The sequence below is a fragment of the Thermosynechococcus sp. genome (genome assembly GCF_025999095.1).
In the GTDB taxonomy this organism is placed as follows: domain Bacteria; phylum Cyanobacteriota; class Cyanobacteriia; order Thermosynechococcales; family Thermosynechococcaceae; genus Thermosynechococcus.
The window spans coordinates 1,663,611-1,685,254 of the sequence record NZ_AP024678.1 but is presented as its reverse complement, the minus strand read 5'-3'; the positions used below and the strand labels follow the sequence as shown (position 1 = coordinate 1,685,254).

General features: G+C 53.5%; 18 protein-coding genes. 4 read left to right on the top strand and 14 right to left on the bottom strand.

All coding sequences use genetic code 11. The annotated features are described in order from the left end of the window. Positions 1-30: 30 nt before the first annotated feature. The 6 genes from Q0W94_RS08275 to Q0W94_RS08250 all read right to left on the bottom strand — a co-directional run bounded on the left by Q0W94_RS08275 (position 31) and on the right by Q0W94_RS08250 (position 9,670). On the bottom strand, positions 31-3,342 hold the full coding sequence (locus Q0W94_RS08275) for a tubulin-like doman-containing protein (RefSeq protein ID WP_297757690.1): 3,312 nt from the start codon (positions 3,340-3,342) through the stop codon (positions 31-33). Between the two features lie 135 nt (positions 3,343-3,477). Further along, a complete protein-coding gene (locus Q0W94_RS08270; protein WP_297757688.1) occupies positions 3,478-6,087 on the bottom strand; it encodes a hybrid sensor histidine kinase/response regulator in 2,610 nt (869 codons plus the stop codon). Positions 6,088-6,100: 13 nt separating this feature from the next. Beyond that, positions 6,101-7,660: a methyl-accepting chemotaxis protein gene (locus tag Q0W94_RS08265; protein WP_297757686.1), complete on the bottom strand. Its 1,560-nt coding sequence runs from the start codon at positions 7,658-7,660 to the stop codon at positions 6,101-6,103. Then, complete coding sequence (locus tag Q0W94_RS08260) at positions 7,657-8,145, bottom strand: chemotaxis protein CheW (RefSeq protein WP_297757685.1); 489 nt, start codon at positions 8,143-8,145, stop codon at positions 7,657-7,659. Before Q0W94_RS08260 ends, Q0W94_RS08265 begins: the two co-directional genes overlap by 4 nt. Positions 8,146-8,150: 5 nt before the next feature. Beyond that, positions 8,151-8,528: a response regulator transcription factor gene (locus Q0W94_RS08255; protein WP_297757684.1), complete on the bottom strand. Its 378-nt coding sequence runs from the start codon at positions 8,526-8,528 to the stop codon at positions 8,151-8,153. Beyond that, positions 8,525-9,670 carry a response regulator gene (locus Q0W94_RS08250; protein WP_297757682.1) on the bottom strand — a complete coding sequence of 382 codons (1,146 nt, stop codon included), beginning with the start codon at positions 9,668-9,670 and terminating at the stop codon, positions 8,525-8,527. Before Q0W94_RS08250 ends, Q0W94_RS08255 begins: the two co-directional genes overlap by 4 nt. Positions 9,671-10,119: 449 nt before the next feature. Between Q0W94_RS08250 and Q0W94_RS08245 the strand changes: the two genes are divergently transcribed. After that, positions 10,120-11,061 carry a bile acid:sodium symporter family protein gene (locus tag Q0W94_RS08245; RefSeq protein ID WP_297757680.1) on the top strand — a complete coding sequence of 314 codons (942 nt, stop codon included), beginning with the start codon at positions 10,120-10,122 and terminating at the stop codon, positions 11,059-11,061. Positions 11,062-11,108: 47 nt separating this feature from the next. Beyond that, positions 11,109-12,440 carry a MotA/TolQ/ExbB proton channel family protein gene (locus Q0W94_RS08240; RefSeq protein ID WP_297757678.1) on the top strand — a complete coding sequence of 444 codons (1,332 nt, stop codon included), beginning with the start codon at positions 11,109-11,111 and terminating at the stop codon, positions 12,438-12,440. Positions 12,441-12,443: 3 nt separating this feature from the next. Here Q0W94_RS08240 and urtE read toward each other — a convergent pair whose 3' ends face one another. From urtE to Q0W94_RS08200, 8 genes are all read right to left on the bottom strand, one after another. After that, a complete protein-coding gene (urtE, locus tag Q0W94_RS08235) occupies positions 12,444-13,142 on the bottom strand; it encodes an urea ABC transporter ATP-binding subunit UrtE (RefSeq protein WP_315863116.1) in 699 nt (232 codons plus the stop codon). 50 nt (positions 13,143-13,192) lie between these two features. Beyond that, positions 13,193-13,960, bottom strand: a complete 768-nt coding sequence (urtD, locus tag Q0W94_RS08230; protein WP_297757673.1) for an urea ABC transporter ATP-binding protein UrtD — start codon at positions 13,958-13,960, stop codon at positions 13,193-13,195. Between the two features lie 5 nt (positions 13,961-13,965). Next, on the bottom strand, positions 13,966-15,039 hold the full coding sequence (gene urtC, locus Q0W94_RS08225) for an urea ABC transporter permease subunit UrtC (protein ID WP_315863115.1): 1,074 nt from the start codon (positions 15,037-15,039) through the stop codon (positions 13,966-13,968). 88 nt (positions 15,040-15,127) lie between these two features. Further along, the gene (gene urtB / locus Q0W94_RS08220) at positions 15,128-16,285 is read right to left on the bottom strand and encodes an urea ABC transporter permease subunit UrtB (RefSeq protein WP_297757668.1); all 1,158 of its coding nucleotides are present in this window, start codon (positions 16,283-16,285) and stop codon (positions 15,128-15,130) included. 111 nt (positions 16,286-16,396) lie between these two features. After that, the gene (gene urtA, locus Q0W94_RS08215) at positions 16,397-17,710 is read right to left on the bottom strand and encodes an urea ABC transporter substrate-binding protein (protein WP_297757666.1); all 1,314 of its coding nucleotides are present in this window, start codon (positions 17,708-17,710) and stop codon (positions 16,397-16,399) included. Positions 17,711-17,870: 160 nt separating this feature from the next. Further along, complete coding sequence (locus Q0W94_RS08210) at positions 17,871-18,215, bottom strand: histidine triad nucleotide-binding protein (protein ID WP_024123856.1); 345 nt, start codon at positions 18,213-18,215, stop codon at positions 17,871-17,873. Positions 18,216-18,243: 28 nt separating this feature from the next. After that, positions 18,244-19,452: a (E)-4-hydroxy-3-methylbut-2-enyl-diphosphate synthase gene (gene ispG / locus Q0W94_RS08205; protein WP_297757662.1), complete on the bottom strand. Its 1,209-nt coding sequence runs from the start codon at positions 19,450-19,452 to the stop codon at positions 18,244-18,246. A gap of 89 nt (positions 19,453-19,541) precedes the next feature. Then, positions 19,542-19,931: a helix-turn-helix domain-containing protein gene (locus Q0W94_RS08200; protein WP_297757660.1), complete on the bottom strand. Its 390-nt coding sequence runs from the start codon at positions 19,929-19,931 to the stop codon at positions 19,542-19,544. A 281-nt stretch (positions 19,932-20,212) separates the two neighbouring features. On the opposite strand from Q0W94_RS08200, the gene Q0W94_RS12410 reads away from it, so the two are divergent. Together Q0W94_RS12410 and Q0W94_RS08195 are read left to right on the top strand one after the other, a co-directional pair. Then, the gene (locus tag Q0W94_RS12410; protein ID WP_399371494.1) at positions 20,213-20,455 is read left to right on the top strand and encodes a transcriptional regulator; all 243 of its coding nucleotides are present in this window, start codon (positions 20,213-20,215) and stop codon (positions 20,453-20,455) included. A 138-nt stretch (positions 20,456-20,593) separates the two neighbouring features. Then, on the top strand, positions 20,594-21,583 hold the full coding sequence (locus tag Q0W94_RS08195; protein ID WP_297757657.1) for a diguanylate cyclase: 990 nt from the start codon (positions 20,594-20,596) through the stop codon (positions 21,581-21,583). Positions 21,584-21,644 lie beyond the last annotated feature (61 nt).

The window sequence follows — 21,644 nt, the reverse complement described above, 5'->3', positions numbered from 1 at the left end:
CAGTTCTTCGTGAAATTACAGAGATCTCCTCTAAAGCCCCAGCAGTTTTTTCTTCGCAGCTTGGAACTCCGCCTCTGAGAGCAGACCCTGCTGATACATGGCCATCAGTTGTTGCAGTTGCTCTAACCCCGAGGAACTTGCTGAAGCAGTGGTTTCAGGTGTTGGTTCGGGTTGGGGCAGCGGTGTTGGCATCGGACTAGGAGCTGACGTTCGTTGAGCCAATTGATAGGTTTGGATCACCTCTTGCAGAATCGCCGCTTCCCGCTTGTATTCAAGGCTGTCGCGTCCTCCCGCTTTCTGAAGTTCCTCCTCGCGCTGCTTCAGGTAATGAAGTAAATGCTCGTAGAGGGCTTGCTTTTGCGGGGGCGTTTCCGCTCCTTTGAGGATGGTGGTGACTTGGTGCTGGATTTCCTCTAAGTCGGGGCGACAGGCCAGCACCTCTAGGACTTGAGTCACCTCCTCCCAGTTGGCGGCAATGTCCACATCTTCAAGGCCAATAGCCGTATGGCGGGTGTAGCGGATTGTGGCTTCGCGGGTGGCACGATTTTCCGCCTGTTTCAGGACACCGAGGGCGCGGGCAGTGACCACGAGGTTGAGAATTCGCGGGTTTTCCGGAAACACATCCCAGAAGGGGGGATCCTTTTGCAAATGTACGGGAATCGGCAGGTCGCGGTTTTCTCCCCGCAGGCGGGCACGCTTGGCGGTAATCATTTGGCCGCGCCAATCTTGATAGGACTGGCGCAGTTCAGGCATGCCCTCAATACAGCGCAATGAAAAGCCCCCCATCTCTTGGACAAAAACAATGCGGTGCCGCTCGCGCTCCCCCAAGGGCTTAATGTCATCACTGGTAATGCTCTGGCCATTGGGTTTGACGAGGTTCTTGAGGAGGGGAATGAGTTTTTTGGCAGCCAAATCGGCGGTATTTTCACCCCCCACAATGGCAATATTCGTATTTACCGAGGGGGTAAAGCCGGCATCGCGCCCACTCATCACCGCCTGGGAGAGGAGTAGCAGGGGCTTAGACTTTTGGTAGGCGAGGCGCAGGACACTGAGGATTTCGGCTTCGTCGTTGCGATAGAACTGCAACAGGCGATCGCCGGCGGTGAGATCCCGCACAAGGCGGCTTTCTTCCGGAGCATTTTGCACGGTGCGCCGTACCGTTTCCTGGATAATCTCAGCCAGGTCACTTTCTTGGGCATCCGCCAGTTGCGCCACATCCAATAGACGCATCACCTCATTGGCAGCGCGGGTTTCCTTCCACAGGGGACTCGCCTCCTGCAACACCGTTGTCGCTGTTGTGGTACAGAGTTGATTGAGGCCAATGGTAAATGTGGACTCTACCCCTGTATTGGCACCGGCATAGCGCTCGACGAGGTCTTGATAGAGGCCGTTGAGTTCTTGGCGATCATAGAGCTTCACACCGTTAATGCGCAGGGCATCGGCACTGTCGGCTTGGCTGTCGGCCATTGCCTTGAAGCCATCGCGTAAGCTGAGGAGCCGCTGGTGCAGCTTGGCAAGGCGTGCCTCCATCCCTTGTAGCCACTCCTCCAGTTTGGCCATCACCTCCTTGGCAAGCACCCGCGCTTTGGCTTGAATAATGGCATTGAAACTCCCCTCAATTCCTTCTAGGGCCTGCTGGCAAAATTCCTCCATTGTTGCTTGCTTGGAGATGCCAAACAGGGTACTGAAGTGGTTAATGTCCTGGAGGGCATTTTCGTATTGCCGCTGACGATTGGTGATGTTGGGCTGCCAAGTGTTCTGGATCTCGCGGTCGTACTTTTCCCTTTGACTAAGAAAAATCTGGCGAATTTGCCGCAGAAAGGCCTGGGCAAACTTCGGCCCGCGGTTGCGATCTTCGACAATGCGATAGAATTCCTCCTCAAGACTTTGGCGAGCCTGCTGGATGATTTGATTGCGGTTGTCGTACATGCGCTGGAAAAAGTCACCGTGGAGGCGCTCATCGGGGCTTAGTTCGCGCAAGTGGGCGGCTCGGTAATTGTCCACCTGTTCAGTTAGCCAGGGCACAAATTGCAAAATTTTGCCTCTTTCCGCACCAATCACACCCCCTAACCCCTGTTGGGTACATTCAAGGAGGTTTTCACGGCTAATTTGATTGCGCAGATCGTTGACCCAGCGGGAGATTTCCTGCATATAGGGGCGATCGCCGGCTGCCGCCAAGGCCAGCACCAAATCCATATCCAGCAAGTTCATGGGCTTCAGGAGGCTTTGGGTCACCTCCAACAGTTGTGGCGGCAATTGCACCGATTCATTCAGCCACCAGTGAATAAAGTCTTGACAGAGGCGATAGGTCAAGGAGGCGCGAATTTGGGCAATGGGAATTTCAATACTAGCGAGGCCAAAGGCCATGAAATTTTTGGGGTAGCCACGCCCGCCGGCATCCTGAGACGCCCAAGCCGCCTTAATGTTGTCCCGAATAGAGCGTTTGTGGGGAGCAAAGTCCGAGGTGAGATCCAAAAAGATATTTTGAGCAATCATCTCGCGGATCTCATCGAGCTTGAATTCGCTCTCGCCATTTTTGGTGCCCACGAGGTAGGTAAAGTCAAAGGGAGGGCAGTTGTAACGCACTTCATCAGCCAGGCTACTGCTAAATTGGGCAAGGTACTCAGTGCGGTAGTCGGAAAAGTAACTGAGTTCCATGAGGGTGGCATAGCCATTGGCAAGGACGCGATCGCCCACACTAATGGCAGCAAAGGCATTGGGCATAGGGACAATTGCGGTCACCAGGGGACTCGACTGCCCCTTCAGCCAGTGACGGACACAATAGCCGAGGTCAATGAGCATCCCGCTACCCGTACCCCCAGAGAGGGAACCTGTAACAAAGACATTGAGGCTACTATTGTTGACCCTGAGGCCGTAGCGGCTTTGCATAAAACTTTCGTGACCTTTGACGCGATCGCTGGCCGCTTGGAACTTTTGTTGAATCGCATGGTAGTTGCAAAAGAAGGCAAAACGACCACAGGCACGGATTTGACCTGCCCCTGCCTCTAGGGCAGTAATGTTGCGCTCCAGTTCCTTGGGAAACCAAGAGGCAATCCAGGGGTAGTTGTCGAGGTTTTGAATGATTTGCTGCACATTTTTGCCACTGACACTGGCCCAGTGCTTTTCGTTGTCCTTGAGGGGAGAGCCAGCGGCGAGGGGGTTGCTTACTTTGTAGTCGCGATCGGTATCAATGGCAAGGAAGCTAATCACAGGAAACTGTTTCAGGCTGCCGTAGGTTTCCTCCACCAGTCGCCGCACCCGCGATAGCACCTCGATGCCTGTGCCACCCACTCCCACAATGACCGTCGGCACAATTGATTTTTCTTCCACCTGGGCAGGCATGGTTGCTCTCTCCAGCGCAAGTCACCCCGATCCTAGCAAGGATGTCCACGCAATCTGGCGATCGCCATGTTTCATAAAAATTTTCGCGGCAATGCACTCTGATAGCTTTAGTGGCTGAAAGTCGCCACAGCAGCATCACGACCAGCGAGCAGTTGGGTTACCGTTTGCAGCAACCCTTGGGGTTGAAAGGGCTTGGTAATGTAGCCATTGGCACCCAGTTGAAAGGCTTTTTGGCGGTGGGTATCCCCCCCCCCGGGAGGTTAATATTGCAACGGGTAAATGGCGTAAACGCGCCGAAAGACGAATTGCCTCTAGCAAGCCATAGCCATCGAGGCGGGGCATCTCGACATCTGTGATCACAAGGGAGACTTGATCCCCTTGACCAAGGAGGAAATCCAAGGCTTCCTTGCCATCGCGGCATTGCACCACATCGTAGCCCGCCTGCCGCAGCACACGATCCAGGAGCCGTCGCACGGTAATGGAGTCATCGACAATGAGCACTTGGGGAATGGTGCGCTGCTGGGGCCTTGCCATGATCGGCGAGGCCGGTACCGCCCTTGGCCTCAGCAGCACCGTAAAATTATCGGGAGCCAGAACCGGCACCACTTCCCCGCTTCCCAGAACCGTGCAACCCATGACGTAGGGGGGCACGGGTACCGTTTGATCAAAGGGCTTGACCACTAACTCCCGCTCGGCAATGAGATAGTTCACCGCCAAGGCCACCGCCTGACCAGCCACATCCACAACCACACCCACACCAAGGGGCTGCGTTGGCGCACTCAGGGGACGCTGATAGGGCAGCAATTGATGCAGTGGGCACAGGGGAATGGATTGTCCTTGCCAATCAATGGTGGGGCTGGGGTGGCGAATATCTGTGTATTCCTTGAGGGCAATGACTTCGCGGATACTCAAATCTGGGATGGCCAAGGTTAGCTCCCCGACTTGACACAGTACCATGGGCAGCAGACTCAGGGTCAAGGGGAGGGTGAGGCTGAAGGTCGTTCCCTGCTGGGGTTCAGTGGTAATCTGCAGACGCCCCCGCAATCGCCGCACTTGCTCACGCACCACATCCAGTCCTACCCCCCGACCAGAGAGATCACTCACCTGCTTGGCGGTTGAAAACCCCGGTACAAAGAGAAATTCCAAAATCTGCTCGCGGCTCAGGTGAGGAACTTTTTCGGCAGAGCAAAGCTGCAGTTCCACCGCTTTTTGACTCACCCGTTGCAGATCAATTCCCCGACCATCATCGGCCACCTGAATTTCCACGGCATTCCCCCGCAGTTGCGCCCGTAGCCAAATGGTTCCCCGCGGGGACTTGCCCAGTTGTTGCCGCTGTTCGGGCGGCTCAAGACCGTGGTCAAAGGCGTTGCGCACCAGATGGGTCAGGGGGGCCTTGAGTTGCTGCAAAATCACTTGATCTACAAGGGTATCGCCCCCCTCGATCACCAGTTGAACCGGTTTATGGTGGCGATCGCCTAAGGCTTGCACAGCGGTCACAAACTTTGCTGCCAGTTGGCGAAAGGGCAGCAAGCGGGAATTCGTCAGTTCAGCGTAGAGACTATTTAAGTGCTGGCGGTTGAGATCAAGGGCTTCTTGGAGATCGCGGTTGAGCAGATCAATATCGGCGCCTGTCTCCTGAATCCGCACCAGCAATTCTTGAAAATCCTGGAGGGCGGTGTGCAGTTCTGTGTAGCGGTCAAATTGCAGGGCATCAAAGTCATTGTGGCCGTTAAAGTCATTGTGGCCATTCGTTGGCCGACCGCGACCGCCCAGGGGGGTGGCCAAGCGATCGTAAAAAGTCTGTACCTGATCGCGAATGGGGCGAAATTGCTCAAGGCGGTGCTTAAGTTCGCGATTGGCCCGCAAGAACTGCTGTTGATAGAGGGTGAGGCGTTCTTGGCCAATGAGCAATTCGCTGACAGTGTTACCGAGGCGATCCAGCCGACTAACGGGAATGCGCAGATAGCTGTCTTGGGGGGGAGTTGTGGCCGCAGGCGGGGTAGGGGTCGCTTCAGGCGGCAGTAACTTGACCAGTTCTGCCTGCTGCAATTGACGACACTCAGCGACAATGGCGGGCACTAATTCCCCAAGGGGCAAATCCGCTGCCAACTTCGGTAATTCGGCGGCCAGTTGCTGCAACCAAGGCAGGGCGTACTGTTTCCCTAGGGTGTGGGCCGTGGCAATCAGGTGAGCCAAGGCCGTCTCCCGCTCTGCATCCGTGGCACTCGCCTCTAGGATCTGCAGGGACTCCTCAAGGGTTTGTGTCAAGGCGGTACGTAGATCGGGGGGAGCGGCAGTGGAGGGCGAGGGTGTGGCTGAGACGGCGCCGAGGAGTTCCGTGAGGGCTGCAAGAAGGGCTTGATAGTGGGGCGTTGGTGTTAAGGAATGATTCTGTTTGGCGGCGGCCAAGAGTTCTTGGGCCTGCTCAATGCCTTGAACCAGAAGATGATGGGCACGGGGGCGATCGCCCAGGCGGCCCTCTTTGAGGGCTTCCAGAACATCCTCTAGGCGATGGCTCAAGGCCTGTAGCTCACTGAGTTGGGCAATCCCAGCCCCCCCTTTGAGGGAATGCGCTGCCCGCATCAGCCTGTTGTAATCCTCAGCCGTACAGTGCCGCTCGGGATCGGTGGCCACTTGCTCTGCCCATTGTTCGAGGAGCAGTAGATACTCCGGGGCATCCTCGTAGAGGAAGCAATGGCGTGCTTCTTGGGTAATTGCATCCAGGTCGGCGGCATCGAGGGTCATAGGTTATCCATCTCTAAGGATCCACACGGAACCGCGATACCGAGGCCTGCAGTTCTGCGGCAACGGCGACTAGACTGTCCATGGCATCGACCACAGCAGCAGCGGCTGACGTTGTTGTTTGTGCCATCTGGGCAACTCCCTGCATCGTCTCCATCACGTCTGCCGCAGTGGATGTTTGCAAGGCGGTGCGCTCAGAAATCATTTGCAGTCGTGAATCAATTTGTTGGTTGAGGCGAGCGAGTCCCTGTAATGTTGCTTTGGTTTGACTCACCAACTGGGTGCCCTTGACCACTTGTGCCGTACTGACTTCCATTTCCTGAAGCACCTCAGCCGTCTCCTGCTGAATCCCCGTCACTAGCTGCTCAATATCCCGTGCTGAATCTGTGACTCGCTCGGCCAGGCGGCGCACCTCATCGGCCACCACCCGGAAGCCTTGGCCGTGCTCCCCAGCGCGGGCAGCTTCAATCGAAGCATTAAAGGCCAAAAGGTTGGTTTTCTCAGAGATGTTGGAGATGATGTTGATGATTTTGGAGATTTCTTGGGAGGATTCAGCGAGGCGTTTCATTTTCTTGGCGGTCTCGGCCACGCTGAGGCGGATATTCTCCATACTCTCCACGGTGGTGTCCATAGTTGTATCCCCCAATTGTGCTGCCGTCAACCCCTCTGCGGCGATCGCTGCTGCTTCTTGGGCAGACTTGGCTACTGCTTGCACTGAGGCGGCCATTGTTTCGACCGCTTCCACACTGCGATCAATGTCGGCGGCTTGCTGGGTTGCCCCGGCAACCAATCCGGCGATCGCCCCCTGGGTGATTTGGGCAGCGGTTTGGACTTGGTTGGCGGCAGCTTGGACTTGGACGACAATTTGACGCAAACTACGCACTGTGGCATTGAAAGCATCGGCAATGGAACCCATTTCCCCTGCATCCACCTTGGCGCGTACGGTGAGATCTCCCCGCTGGGCTCCTTCAATATCCAGCAATAGGTTAATCACTGCCTCCTGCATTTTCATCCGTTCTTGGCGCTGCCGCTGTAGTTCCCCTTGACGTTGGGCTTCGAGGGCTTGAATCTCATCCTGCTGCTGCTGGAGCTGAGCGACCAAGACGGCAATGCCTTGGCCAATGGCGGCGAGTTGAGGATCGTTAAACTCAGGCAAGGGGCTATGCCACTCCTGTTGCTGGAGTTGCACTAGCCATGTTTCTAAGGTGTGCAGCCCCTGCCGCAACTGTTTGATTTGACCCCGTCCTAGGGGAATGGGGGTAGCGGCAACAGGGGCACTGGGCAGTGGGGGGAGCGGGGGAGGCGCAGGGCTTGTCTGCAGTAGTGCCAAGGCATGGCGGGCACTTTGACCAAAAATTCCCTGATCTGCTTCGGCGATCGCCCGATAAAGGTCTTTGGCGGCAGCAACATCACCCGCCTGTTCAAGGGCAGTGGCTAGGGTCAACTGTACCAAATGATCAGTGGGTTCTTCCTCAAGGAGGGCGCGCAGGGTCGGGATATCCTGAGTGAGGATGGCATTGAAGTAGCGATCGCTCAGGGATGAGGTCGGCGGGGTGGAATTAGCAAGGGAGGTCATAGGTCTGGCGCAGCTGAATGGGCAACAGCTTGAAAAACGGCTTCAACATTCAATAGTAAGATTGGCAGGCGATCCAACCGCACAAAACCCTGCAAATACTGCTGCAGCTGCCCTTGAAGTCGCTGGGGCACCGGCTGCTGCTGCTCTGGCGACACATGAATAATGCCCCGCAGTTGACTCACCAAACACGCCAGTTGACGCGGTGACGAGCCATCAGTATCTTGCATGACCACTGCCGTCCAACGTTGGTGGGGCGATCGCCCCCAAGCATACTGCACCCCCAGCAACTTCAATAGGTCAAGCATCCACAATAACCGCCCCCGGTGGTTACTAATGCCCAAAAGAGCGGCCGAAACCCCCGGCACCAGACAAATATCCCGTGGCTCAACGCTTAAAACCTGCGCCGTTTGGCCAAGGGGAATCGCTACATTCACCCCTTGGGGCAGTTCCACATGAAAGTATTCCTGAAGGACTGGGGCACTCACAGACATCATTGAGGCAAGGGAGGTAAGTACTCGTTAATGGTTTCAATTAAATCTTGCGGTTCAAAGGGTTTCGTGATGTAGGCATTTCCCCCCTGACGCAACGCCCAAAAACGATCAAAGTCCTGATCCTTAGAGGAGCAGAAGATAATCGGCACCGTCTTGAGGAGGGAATTTGCCCGTACTTCGCGGCAGAGTTCAAAGCCATTGGCTCCTGGCATCACAATATCGAGCACAATCAAATCCGGTGGCTGATGCGTAGCCAACCATTCCATGGCTTTTTCCGCTGTTTCCGCCACATGGGCCTGGTGTCCCAATTTCTCTAAAATTGAGACAATCATGGTTTGCTCTGTGCGGGAATCCTCAACGACTAGCACCTGCTTCATGAATGACTCTCCATTGCCGCAGTCTGAGTGAATCGCTCCGCTAACGATAGTAACTCCTGTGGCGTAAAGGGTTTCGTTAAATACTCGGTCGCCCCTGCCATCCGTGCTCGAATCCGATCCACTAGCCCGTCGCGCCCTGTGAGCATGACTACTGGCACATCCTTAAGGGCTTCTGTTTGCCGCAGTTGACGGCATAGCTCATAGCCATCCATGTCTGGCATCGAGATATCCATCAAGACTAAGTCAGGCTTGGTATCATTGAGGGCACTTAGGGCATGGGTTGGTTGCATCAAGCCTAGCACCCGGTAACCACAGGTTTCCAAAATGAGGCGGACATTGCGCTGAATGGTGCGGCTATCGTCAATACAAGCCACGATGGGGCGAGTATCACTGGTGGGGATAGTGTAGGGATGCTGGGCAATCAAACCATTGACTAAGGCGGGTTGCAGTAACTGAGCAGTGGCGATCGCCTCCATGCGCAACTGAGTCGCCACTTCATAGAGTACGGGTGTCTGCTCCAAGAGTTGAGGCAAGGCAGCGGCAATATTGCGGCCATAGTCCATTGGCCACAGATCAGCGGGAACTCCCTCGGTTGTGGTTAGCACCAGTCGTTGCAGCGGCGAGTTCAAATAGGTGCGCACCTGTACTGCTTGGGTAATGGCTTGCCGCCGTTGACTCAGAGTTTCCTTGATCGGCACACAGAGAACCAAGTGATCAAGACCCGCCACCCGCTCCATCTGCAACGCGGCTTGGGGCATGGCAAAGATATGAACCAGCGCTTCTTGACTAAAGAGAAAGAGTAGCTTACGCAGTTGGGGAAGGGTCAATTGCCCCTGTTGCCAAAGACGACAGAGATACTGATACTCCGTTTCATCGGTTGCAAGTGTGGTGCTGAGTTGAGGGCAATAGCGTTGACACAGGTAGTTGAAGCGTTCCTGATGGCCAACAGTGCTATTGGCGTAATGCAGTTGACCATTGCCCACATACAGGTTCCAGCCGATGGAGGGGTCCCGCGGATCGGTAAATATTAAGTGACCGGAGAGGCGATCGCCAATCACCTTCTGAATTACCCGCGCTGGAAATGCCAATGCTTTGTCGCCCACTTGTGCTACTGAACTTGACGTAGGTGTGCTTGCTGTCATAGCAATTGTTCCTTTGACAACCTAATAGATCGCTAATAGATCGCTGAATCAGTACTAGACAACTGCTGCGCTAAAAGTCTATAAATTTTTTGATATCGTTAGGGTTAGAAGTAATATACTAGAGTACCCAATGCTAAATCTTTAGGCTTGCTGTACAAAGAAAACTGTTTTATTGACCTTGTTATCAGAATTGAACAAACAAAAGACAATGCAACCGTTTTCACACACGTTCACTTGTTCTGTAGTCGGATAGTATCATGAAAAGGAAAAAGCTGTGGCTACTCCCATTTTTCCAATCATTCCCCCAATCTCTATATTTTCGAGTATCTTTGCTTTATCTGCTATTGTAAAGCTCATGTCTTCCCGAAAAATGTATTCTACTTAACGTTTCCTTGACGTTCCTTATTAGGATCTTTAGACACTCTAATAGGTTTTATAGGTTTTTCCTAATGTCTCGCCTCGAATGGTTGACCAACCTATTCCCGCTTTGGGTAATGCTCACGGCAATTGTGGCGCTGGTATATCCACCCCTATTTTTGTGGGTCAACAGCGATCTCATTGTCTGGATCCTGATGATTGTCATGCTAGGGATGGGGATCACCCTAAGTTGGCAGGAGTTCCAGGCCGTGGGGTTAATGCCTCGCACGGTTGCCCTCGGATTTGTTGGCCAGTACGTGATTATGCCGACGGCGGGATGGCTGGTTGCACAGTTATATCAATTGCCCACGCCCTTTGCTGTAGGACTAATTTTAGTCGCTTGCTGCCCTGGTGGAACGGCCTCCAATGTGGTGACGTTTATTGCCCGCGCCCATGTGGCGCTGTCAGTGGTCATGACCCTTTGCTCAACGCTGGCAGCGATTATATTAACACCCCTACTAACCAAGCTCCTGGCGGGTCAATACGTTGAAGTAAACGCCCTGCAACTATTTTGGGGCACAGTTCAAGTGGTATTGCTGCCCATTCTTGTTGGCTTAGCTTTGAATACCAAAGCCCCCACCTTGGTGAAAAAAATGCTCCCTATTTCTCCCTTGATTTCAGTTTTGGGTATTTGTGTCATCTGTGGTGGTGTGTTTGCCGCAAGTGCCAAGGCGATTCTCAGTCATGGTTTGCAACTGTTGGCAGCCATTGTGTCCCTCCACAGTTTGGGCTTTCTTGGTGGCTACTATCTTGCTCGAGCTGTGGGCTATTCAGAGCGCACCTGTCGGACAATCGCCATCGAGGTGGGCATGCAAAACTCTGGGCTCGGGGTGGCGTTGGCGCGGCAAGCCTTTGCAAATCCCCTCACCGCAGTACCCTGCGCGATTTCGGGGGTGGTTCATTCCCTAATTGGCAGTCTCTTGGCAGGTTTTTGGCGGTGGCAGCAGGGAGCCGCAGCTGTTCCAAAAATCTGAGGCTCCTTCACGATAGATTGAAAAATGTTTGCGCCCTGAATATTGTCATGACAGCTGCTTCTCCCATTTCGACAACAACTGTCCCTTCCCTGACCCCAGTACCAGTACCCCGCCGTGATCTCACGGTTCCGCTGTGGTTAGCGCTGGCGATCGCTGCCGTTGCCACGGTCCTCCTCTACATTTTCTTTTTGCCCCTTCAGGGCACCTACCTTGGCCAACTGCTCCTCAATCGCGGCTGGACGCAACCCGTGGCTGTCTTTTTTGCGTGGACGGTTTTGGTGTTTACAATTTTGAAGGCGATCGCTCTGTTTCAACAGACCCCCAGCCTGCGTCAAATCTGGATCCCCGCCAACTATCCCTTCACTGCGATGCGGGATATTTTGCAATTGCAGCAAACTCTTGCCCAACGGCGGACGCTTCTTCCCAATCGCTGTGCTCGTGTTTTAGGGGCATTTCTCAGTAGTGGCCAGCGAGAGATTGCTGTTGAAGCCGCCGCAGAAGACAGTAGCAGTGCCGCAGCAGCTACCGATGCCTCCTATACGATTCCCCGGGTTCTACTGTGGGCAATTCCCCTGTTGGGCTTTATTGGCACGGTGGTGGGGATTAGTCAAGCGGTCAGTGGCTTTTCCAGCTTTTTGGAGACAGCTCAGGACGTGAACCAGATCAAGGAGGGAATTGGTGGGGTGACGACGGGGCTAGCGGTGGCCTTTGATACTACCCTCGTAGCCTTAGTCCTCAGTGTGCTGGCGATGATCCCAATGGTGATGGTTGAACGCTGGGAGAATAAATTGCTGCTGCAAATTGACACCTACATTAACGATCAACTGCTGCCCCGCCTCCCCGTTACGAACGCAGGGGTGGATGGCGCCACTCTCCAACAAGTGATTCAGGAAACCATTTGCACGGCGTTGCCCACAGAAGAAAAGCTGCAAAAACTCTTGGACAACTTAAATCAACTGGCCCTTAGTGTGATCAGGGATCGGCAGCAATTTGTGGCCACGCTCGAGGCGCGGCAGCAACAGTCCATTGAGCAGTTTGAGCGCCTTGTGACCCAGCTTCAGCACAGCCAAGGGGAACTCCTGGCGCAGGTCAGTCAGGAACAGACCGCCATTGCTCAAGAACTGCGGCAACAGAGCGAATACATTGCTGGACTCCTGGCCGCCAGCGATCGCACCCTGCAGCAGCGGTTACAACTGTTAGAAACCCTCAACCAAGCCCTGCAAGCCCTCGCCGATACAGGGAATCTGCAACTGCTTCTCGATCGCCTCAACGACACACTGGGGCATCTGCAACCCGTGCTACGGCAACTGGCACAACCCCGACGGGTAACGCTGGTGGAGCAACCCAGCTCCTTGGAGGGGGGCGATCGCCCGATCTAGAGGCTAGACCGCGAGAAACCGCTGAATCACCTGTTGACTGAGATTGCTGGTGGGGCCAGAGGCAACAATGCCCCCCTTTTGCATTGCATAGTACCAGTCCGCCTCGCGGACAAAGTGGAGGTGCTGTTCCACTAGGAGGACAGAAATGCCTCGGGCGGCAATAATGCGACGAACTGCCGCTTCAATCTCAAGGATGATCGAGGGTTGAATTCCTTCGGTGGGTTCATCCAGTAGAAGCAGTTTGGGTTCTCCCATTAGGGCGCGGGCGATCGCCAACTGTTGCTGCTGCCCACCGCTGAGATCTCCTCCCATGCGGTGGAGCATTTTCTTCAGGATAGGAAAGAGTTCAAAAATTTCCTCTGAAATCTCCTGTTTTGCCGGCTGACGGGGACGCGCCTCCAAACCAAGGAGTAGGTTCTCCTTCACCGTCAACCGGGGAATAATTTCCCGTCCTTGAGGTACATAGCCAATTCCCAGCTTGGCTCGCTGATCCGGACGCAACGGCAGGAGAGATTCTCCTTGACAGTCCAGTTGGCCACTGCGGGGCTTGATCAGGCCAATGATGGTTTTCAGGAGTGTGGTTTTGCCGACGCCATTACGGCCAATGAGGCACACCATTTTGCCAACGGGCACACTCAGGTCAATATCCCGCAGGATATGGCTTTCGCCGTAATAGACATTGAGGCCACGAATGCGCAGCATCCAATCGGCATCCACTGCTGTCCTCGCTAGGGGGTAATGATCAACGCGGGTCATGGTTGTTGTGCCAAGTCAGATTCTTCGAGGGGAGCACCTAAATAGACTTCAATCACGCGGGGATCATTTTGTACGGTTTCAATAGAACCTTCGCAAAGTACCGAGCCCTCATGGAGAACCGTAACCGTGCGGGCAATTTGGCGGACAAACTCCATATCGTGCTCAATGACAATAATGGAGTGGCTTTCGGCCAGGGCTATTAGAAGCTCTCCCGTTAGGTGGGTCTCCTCATCCGTGAGACCCGCTACCGGTTCATCCACCAATAGCAAATCGGGGGATTGTGCTACCAGCATGCCAATTTCTAGCCACTGCTTTTCACCATGGGAGAGGAGTCCTGCCGGAAAGTTAGCCTTTGGCCGCAGACCAATGGTCTCAATCAAGGTGTGCAAGCGATCGCGCTCCTCGCGGGACAGTGGCTGAAACAGCGTTGCCAAGACGCCCTTATGGCGGGCTACTGCCAACTCCAAATTTTCCTGCACTGTTAGGTTGAGATAAACGCGGGGAGTTTGAAACTTGCGACCAATGCCCATACGGGCTATTTGATCTTCGCTATAGCGACGCAGATTGCGCCCCTTAAAGAGCACTCGCCCCTGTGTCGGCTTGACTTTGCCCGTAATCACATCGAGAAACGTGGTTTTACCAGCACCATTGGGGCCAATAATCACCCGTAGTTCCCCCGCCTCCATCCGAAACGAGAGATGATTTAGGGCATTGAAACCATCAAAGCTAACGGTGAGATCCTCAATTTCAAGAATAGGTGTCACAGCAATTATTTGCCCTCCTGTTCGAGAACTTGACGCTCATATTGCACCTCAGGATCAAACTCCAACTCTGGATATGTTGCCACGGGTTGTGGTCGCCCCAAGAGTTTCGTAATCAGGTTGGGGGCTTCGGTGCGCAGCCAGCCAACAATTCCCGTAGGTAGTGCCAACACCACAATTAAAAACAGTGCCCCTTGGAAAAAGAGCCAAATATCGGCAAACTGCTCACTCAACAGACTGCGGGCAAAGTTGACCAAGAGTGCCCCCAGCACGGCTCCAATGAGGGTGGCACGGCCGCCAACCGCCACCCAGATCACCATCTCAATCGAGAAGGCAATGTCCATCGCCCGTGGTGAAATGATGCCTGTGCGCAGGGTAAAGAAGGCGCCACCGATCCCTGCTAAGGCAGCGGAAATAGCAAAAACGAGTACCTTATAACTGGTCGGATTGTATCCCGAAAAACGGACGCGGACTTCATCATCGCGAATAGCAACCAGTAGGCGGCCAAAGCGTCCCATTGTCAGACAACGGCAAAGAAGATAGGCCAAGGCCAAGAAAATTACTGTTATGACATAGAACCAATACTGGGTCTGGGCATTGCGCACAGGGAACCCCAGCAGGGTTTGAAAATCCGTTAGGCCATTGGTGCCGTTAAAAAGTTTTTGCTGACCATTAAAGAAGTTAAAAAAGACGATGATGGCTGCCTGAGTAAGGATAGAGAAATAGACCCCTCGGATGCGGTTGCGGAAGACAAGGTACCCCAAGAGTGCCGCCAATAGGGCTGGGATCAGCACCACTGCTGCGACAGCAAAGGCAAAGGAATAGAAGGGATACCAAAACCACGGCAACTCCGTGACCCCGTAGAGGGACATAAAGTCCGGCAGTGGACTAGGAGCAGTGGCGGGTACCTGTAGTTTCAAATGCAGGGCGATCGCGTACCCCCCCAAAGCAAAGAAAATGCCATGGCCAAGGCTAAGCAACCCCGTAAACCCCCAAATCAGATCAATCCCCAAAGCCACAATCGCCAGAGCCAGATAGCGGTGCAGCAAATCCAAGCGAAACCCCGGCAACAGAGGTGGCATCACGAAAATCAGGATCAAAGCAAGGATAGCCACCGCGATTAACTCGCGACCACTGAGGCGATCTTTCGGAAAAGAGAACTGCGATAGCTTAGGCATCGACTGCCCGTCCTTTTTGTGGAAAAAGACCAGCGGGACGCAGTTGTAGGAAAGCAATGATCAGGATGAAGACCATCACCCGTGCCATGCTGGTACTGGCAAAAAATTCAAAGAAGTCAAACAGTGCTGTTTGCGGTTCAAGAAAGCGGGTCATCAACCCCGAACCAATGACATAGTTGACAAAGCCAATGCCAAGGGCAGCCACAATCGAACCGACAATTTTACCGACTCCCCCCACGACAACAACCATGAAGGCTTCAACAATGTAGTTCTGACCTGTATTGGGGCTCACAGAACCCAAAAGGCTAATGGCACAGCCTGCTACTCCCGCTAGACCAGAGCCAAGGGCAAAGGTGAGGCTATCAACCGTTTGGGTGGGAATACCTAAGCAGGCACTCATACTGCGGTTTTGAGTTACGGCGCGAATCCGTAGGCCCCATTGCGATCGCAGAAGAAAGCAGTAAATCGCCGCCAGACACACCACCGTCAGGGCAATAATAAAGAGGCGCACAAAGGGAAACTGCACTCCCCAAAGATTGACCCCTCTCCGCAGCCAACTAGGAGCGGTCACATCCACCCCCTGAGCACCAAACCAGGGCTTCGTCATTGCCAGACCCACCGCGCCCCCAGCCACGAGGCTAGCCGTCAGGCCAATCCCGACAGAGAGCAGCAGTAACACTGGCGATACCCAAGCCTGCCAACGGGGAGCGATCGCCCGTTTAGAGAGGAGCCAGCGGCCACCAAAGAAGAGCAGACAAAAGAGGGCGATCTGCAGCGTCATCTGCCAACTTATACTGCGCACCAACTGTTGCAGGATCAAACTCACGCCCCAAGTGGCCAAGAGGGTTTCAAGGGGGCGACCATAGAGATAGCGAATGACTCCCCGCTCAAGAACGACACCGATCCCCGCTGCCACGGCAAAGGCTAAGGGCACTGCTATTAATAGATAGGCATCAAACCAACCCTCCCCCAATTGACGGAAGCCATTTTGTACCACGAAAGTGGTGTAGGCTCCCAGCATCATCAGTTCGCCGTGGGCGAGGTTAATCACACCCATAATGCCAAAAACAATCGCCAGCCCCAGTGCGGTTAACAGCAACACCGCACCGATACTCATGCCATTGAAGACACTTTCTAGCAAAAAGGTCATGGTTCTAAAACCTGTCGGAAAGAAGCCACCCCAGATAGCTAACTGTGATTGTCAAGCCCCTTAGGGGGCAAAAACTGTTTTTAGGACTACTAAATTTCGGAAATTAGGGAATCAAGCCCCCGTAGCCTTAAATTTGCCGGGGTTATCCACATCAGTGCGCGTCCAGTCGCAGACAAGCCCCTTCGTTTCCGCCACAAACTGGTTCCAAGGCAGCGGATCCACGGGTTGGGGTGTGGAGTAAACAATCTTAAAGAGACCATCTTCACCCACCTCACCAATGCGCACTGTTTTGGAAATGTGGTGGTTCGCAAACATCTTCACGGGACCTTCCGGGGCATTAAACGTCTGGCCAATGGCAGCTTGGCGCACTTTTTCCAAATCGTCAGCTGTGCCTGCCTGTTCCACGGCCTGTTTCCAGAGGTGAACGGCAATGTAGGCGGCCTCCATTGGATCATTGGTGACGCGGTTTTGGCCAAACTTCGCTTTGAAGGCCTCGACAAACGATTTATTTTCAGGGGTATCCACAGTCATAAAGTAGTTCCAAGCAGCATACTGCCCCTTGAGGTACTCAACGCCAATGGCTTGAACCTCTTCCTCAGCAATACTGACGGACATCGTTGGGTATTTATCTGGTGTCAGACCTGCTCCCTGCAACTGCTTAAAGAAGGCCACGTTGCTATCGCCGTTGAGGGTGTTGAAAATCACACCGCCATCCGGCAAGGCATTGCGAATGCGAGTAATGATGGGCGTGACTTCGGTGTTACCCAAGGGCAGATAGTCTTCACCCACTGTTTCACCACCTTTAGCCGCCAGTTGTGCCTTGATAATTGTGTTGGCCGTGCGGGGAAAGACGTAGTCTGAGCCCACTAAGAAAAATTTCTTACCCTTGTTTTGCAGGAGCCAATCTACGGCAGGTTCGATTTGCTGGTTGGGAGCGGCACCCGTGTAAAAAATGTTTTTCGAGCACTCTTGACCTTCGTACTGCACAGGGTACCAAAGCATGTGATTCTTGGATTCAAAAACCGGCAGTACTGCTTTCCGAGAAGCAGAAGTCCAGCAGCCGAAAACCGCTACCACTTTATCTTGATCGATTAATTTCGTGGCTTTTTCGGCAAAGGTCGGCCAGTCAGATGCCCCATCCTCCAGAATAGGTTGAATCTGCTTGCCCAGAACCCCCCCCGCTTGGTTGATTTGCTCAATGGCCAGTTGGGTAGCATCCACCACACTCTTTTCACTAATGGCCATGGTGCCACTTAAGGAATGCAAAATCCCTACTTTGATAGTGTCACCACCAGCGGCGGTTGGTTGTCCACCACCTCCGGTTTCTGTAGCTGGAGCACACCCTTTAATCAGAAGGCTCGTTCCCAATGCGGCTGAGCCATAGACTAAAAATTTCCGGCGTCCAAGTCCAAATTCTTGAGCCATGGGGTTTTGTTCTCTCGTATAAGCAATAATCTCCCATAGATTAAAAGACATGATTGGTGCAAACTGTACTCTAGGCTACAAAGTTTCAGCGATCGCTCCCCATGGCTAAGTACCCTTTGTCAAGAAGTGGATTGACTGCTACACAAGTTTAGCTCGGACCTTAGCCCGGTGGCCATTGCATGGGTCGCCCACCCAACAAGTGTAGGTGCAGATGATAGACTGTTTGCCCACCGTCGGGACCATTGTTAATGACGACGCGATAGCCATTCGTTAGACCCTCTGCCTCGGCAATGCGTTTCGCAGTCAGCAGCAGGTGCCCCAGCACGCGGTGATCTTCGGGTTCTGCCAGGCTTAGTTGGGGAATCGGCTTTTTGGGGATCACCAGAATATGTACAGGGGCTTGGGGGTTGATGTCGCGAAAGGCCAGACACAGCTCATCCTCATGGACAATGTCCGCAGGAATCTCGCGGCGAAGGATGCGGCTAAAAATGGTTTCCGTGGTCATGTTTTGCTCCTCACAGATACTTGATAGTTTAGGGATCAACCCAGCGGCCATCGGCCTTGATTAATTCCACAAGGGCAGCCACGCCTTCCGCTTCTGGGACTTTCTTAACTTCCTCACGGCCGCGATAGAGGGAGATGTAGCCCGTCTGTTTGCCCACATAGCCATAGTCGGCGTCGGCCATTTCCCCCGGCCCATTGACAATGCAGCCCATGACGGCAATATTCAGACCCGTCAGGTGTTTGGTGGCTTCACGGACTTTGTGCAGCACTTCCTCAAGGTTAAAGAGCGTCCGCCCACAAGAGGGACAGGCCACATACTCCACCATGGTTCGCCGCAGGCCCAAGGCTTGCAAAATGCCGTAGCAAACCGGAATTTCTTTTTCGGGAGCTTCGGTGAGGGACACACGAATTGTGTCGCCAATCCCTTCAGCAAGGAGGGTGGCAATGCCTGCGGTGGATTTGATGCGGCCATACTCGCCATCCCCAGCTTCGGTGACGCCCAAGTGGAGGGGGTAGTCCATGCCCAGTTCGTCCATGCGCTTGACCATCAGGCGGTTGGCAGCAATCATCACCGGTACCCGTGAGGCCTTGAGGGAAATTTCCAGGTTGTAGAAGTTCAACGACTCGCAGATGCGGATAAATTCCAGGGCCGATTCCACCATTCCTTCTGGGGTATCGCCATAGGTAAAGAGCATCCGCTCAGCAAGGGAACCGTGATTGACGCCAATGCGCATGGATTTGCCCTGATCGCGCAGCGAGATCACCAGTGGCTCAAGGGTTTCGCGAATTTTGGCCCCAATTTCCTCAAATTCTGCTTTCGTGTATTCTGTGCGATCGGGCTTGGGTTTCTCAAAGACGTATAGCCCCGGATTGATGCGTACATTGTCCACATACTTAGCTACTTCAAGGGCAATTTTCATGCCGTTGTGGTGGACATCGGCAACCAGGGGCACGGGTTTGTAGGTTTTGTAGAGGCGATCGCGAATCTCTTCCATGGCCTTGGCATGGGCAAGGCTGGGTACTGTCACCCGCACAATTTCACAGCCAATTTCATGGAGACGACGAATGGCGGCCACTGAGGCGTCAATATCTAGGGTGTCTTCGTTGATCATCGACTGCACCGCCACGGGATGACCGCCCCCAATGATGACAGAGCCAATGGGCACAGGACGGGTTTTGCGACGGACAATGGCGGTTTCTGTCGGAGTAGTTTGAACAGGACTCGGCAGCGTTTGCATAGAATCTAAGTGGCCAAATTGTGCAACTTCTCCCTTTCAGAATGCCACAGAAGCGTCCAGGTGGGGCAGGCAGTACTCCCCAAAGGAGCTTAAAACTGAGGCTCTTCCGGAGTATCTAAGGAGATAAAGTGCATGGCACTGCCAATAACCCGCGTAGCTTTACGCAAAGGTAAGTGGCGAATTTTGGAGATGATTTCTGCTACTAGGGCTTCGTCGTCTTCCGCTGTTGTCAAGGGAAGTGAGGTTGCTTGATTGAGATAGCCCAAAAAGGCATCCATGTTCTCAAAGCCAAAGTAGTCGGCGAGTTTATGCAAGTTTTCTACATTAGGAAACGAAAGCCCTTTTTCCCACTTCTGTAAGCAGGTGTAGGAAATGCCAAGTTCTGCAGCAAAGGCCCGTTGACTGCGCACACCCCGATGCTGTCGCAGCAGTTTTGCCAGATTTTGCCGAGCAATGGAGCTAGATGGTGATGTTTGCATGGGGATTGTTGTGCATTGTCAAAATACCCAAACCACTGGCTTACCTCCGAGGGCGTACCTCAAAGGGAAGCGGCCCCTTACCAGGGCTTGCACGGTTCGAGCCTTTCTACGCCTGTCAAGAGGTTTATCAAGAGATGTATAGATTTACATGTTAACTCGCCGCTCCCGTGCTTTCTCAAGAAAAGTGCTAGAGCGCTTCAGTTGTCACTTGACAACATCAGGTCTTTGCTTCTAGCATCAGCTATAACTAGATTGATTGCTGAGAATCCTTAGAGTCGGGTATGCATCCTGAAGACATTAAAGCGGAGCTACGCAAGCGGGGCTGGAATGGTTCTAAAATCGCTCAAAAGCTAGGAGTTTCGCGTCATTGTGTCTCTGCAGTTATCCGCAGGCGTACCCGTTCAGCTGCCATTGAACAGGAAATTGCTACTCTCTTAAGCAAGCCCCTTTATGTTGTGTTTCCCGATTACTACAGTTGTCAATTGCCACCAAAGCAGAGAAAATCCCTAGGAGCCGAACTTTAGAGTTGTTAGTTATATCAGTTATTAGTTACTAGACCAAAACACTATTTTATTGCTTGGATTGTTCCTTTCTTACTTAGATAAGTTTAGATAAGCCAGCAGTAGTTAGAATGGGTCTGAAATTTAACAGAGCTTTCCTATATGTTGGGCTTGAAAGCAGATTTGCTGGCTTATATACGGGCTTTTCCGGAACCAATTCTTCTAGTAGATCCTGGAGGGCAAGTACTGGCGGCTAACGAAGCGGCCACTCTGTGCTGGCAGGAGCATGGGTTGATCTTAAGGGGAAGGAATCTAGCCCAACTCCTGCAACAACCCCAGACTGCGGTGCAAACTTGGCTCAATCGCTGCCAACAGAGCTGTCGGATGCTAGCAAGTGCCTTTGACTTAGGGCAGCGAGAGCGGGCAGGGTCGGTTATTGAGGGCATTGGCTTGAATTGCGAAGGTAAAGCGTTGATCCTGGTGCGGCTTGCGCCCGCCTCCTGCCAAGGAGAAATACAGTACCTCCAGCAACAGGTTCGGCGCCTGGAAGAGGAACTCGAGCGGCAGCGGGCCTATGTGCGGCAATTGCAAGATCAGCGTCAGACCCTAGAGCGGCAAAAGCAACAATTGGAGCGATTGGCAGAGCAAGATTGCTTAACGGCGCTAGGGAATCGCCGGTTTTTCGAGTCGGCCGCAGCTCGCCTTTGGCAACAGGCCCACACCTACGGCTACTCTTTGACCTTTGCCCTCTTGGATGTGGATTATTTTAAGGCCTATAACGATTGCTACGGTCATTTGGCAGGAGATGCCGTATTGCAACGAGTGGCCCAGGTTCTCAAGGCTAGTTTTCGTGCCGAAGATGTTTTAGCTCGCTATGGGGGGGAAGAGTTTAGCCTAGTGCTGCCACAGGTCAGCGGCGAACTTGCGTTGGCCATTGTCCGGCGAGGACTAGAGGGGGTACGCGCTTTGCAGATTAGGCCAGCAAAAGGAGTAAACCTTCCCTATCTTAGCCTTAGTGCTGGCCTTTGTTATGTCGCGCTGCCTCTGAGGGAGAGCCATTGGCAATCTGCACTGGCTGTAGCTGATACTGCGCTTTATCAGGCCAAGCAGCAGGGACGCGATCGCTGTTTTCTTTTGGAATGGTCAAGCTAATCACGTTACCCTGATCACGCTAATACACTAGCATACTGAAGTCTGCTTTGATTGTCTGATG

What these genes read in the sequence shown, in the direction of transcription:
- Q0W94_RS08270 (WP_297757688.1), bottom strand. Translation starts at nt 6,087, where the DNA reads ATGACCCTCGATGCCGCCGACCTGGATGCAATTACCCAAGAAGCACGC.
- Q0W94_RS08265 (WP_297757686.1), bottom strand. Translation starts at nt 7,660, where the DNA reads ATGACCTCCCTTGCTAATTCCACCCCGCCGACCTCATCCCTGAGCGAT.
- urtB (WP_297757668.1), bottom strand. Translation starts at nt 16,285, where the DNA reads ATGACCTTTTTGCTAGAAAGTGTCTTCAATGGCATGAGTATCGGTGCG.
- Q0W94_RS08250 (WP_297757682.1), bottom strand. Translation starts at nt 9,670, where the DNA reads ATGACAGCAAGCACACCTACGTCAAGTTCAGTAGCACAAGTGGGCGAC.
- Q0W94_RS08210 (WP_024123856.1), bottom strand. Translation starts at nt 18,215, where the DNA reads ATGACCACGGAAACCATTTTTAGCCGCATCCTTCGCCGCGAGATTCCT.
- Q0W94_RS08275 (WP_297757690.1), bottom strand. Translation starts at nt 3,342, where the DNA reads ATGCCTGCCCAGGTGGAAGAAAAATCAATTGTGCCGACGGTCATTGTG.
- urtE (WP_315863116.1), bottom strand. Translation starts at nt 13,142, where the DNA reads ATGCTGCGCATTCGTGGCCTCAATGTCTATTACGGCGAAAGCCATATC.
- Q0W94_RS08240 (WP_297757678.1), top strand. Translation starts at nt 11,109, where the DNA reads ATGACAGCTGCTTCTCCCATTTCGACAACAACTGTCCCTTCCCTGACC.
- Q0W94_RS08245 (WP_297757680.1), top strand. Translation starts at nt 10,120, where the DNA reads ATGTCTCGCCTCGAATGGTTGACCAACCTATTCCCGCTTTGGGTAATG.
- ispG (WP_297757662.1), bottom strand. Translation starts at nt 19,452, where the DNA reads ATGCAAACGCTGCCGAGTCCTGTTCAAACTACTCCGACAGAAACCGCC.
- urtC (WP_315863115.1), bottom strand. Translation starts at nt 15,039, where the DNA reads ATGCCACCTCTGTTGCCGGGGTTTCGCTTGGATTTGCTGCACCGCTAT.
- Q0W94_RS08200 (WP_297757660.1), bottom strand. Translation starts at nt 19,931, where the DNA reads ATGCAAACATCACCATCTAGCTCCATTGCTCGGCAAAATCTGGCAAAA.
- Q0W94_RS12410 (WP_399371494.1), top strand. Translation starts at nt 20,213, where the DNA reads ATGCATCCTGAAGACATTAAAGCGGAGCTACGCAAGCGGGGCTGGAAT.
- Q0W94_RS08195 (WP_297757657.1), top strand. Translation starts at nt 20,594, where the DNA reads ATGTTGGGCTTGAAAGCAGATTTGCTGGCTTATATACGGGCTTTTCCG.
- urtA (WP_297757666.1), bottom strand. Translation starts at nt 17,710, where the DNA reads ATGGCTCAAGAATTTGGACTTGGACGCCGGAAATTTTTAGTCTATGGC.
- Q0W94_RS08255 (WP_297757684.1), bottom strand. Translation starts at nt 8,528, where the DNA reads ATGAAGCAGGTGCTAGTCGTTGAGGATTCCCGCACAGAGCAAACCATG.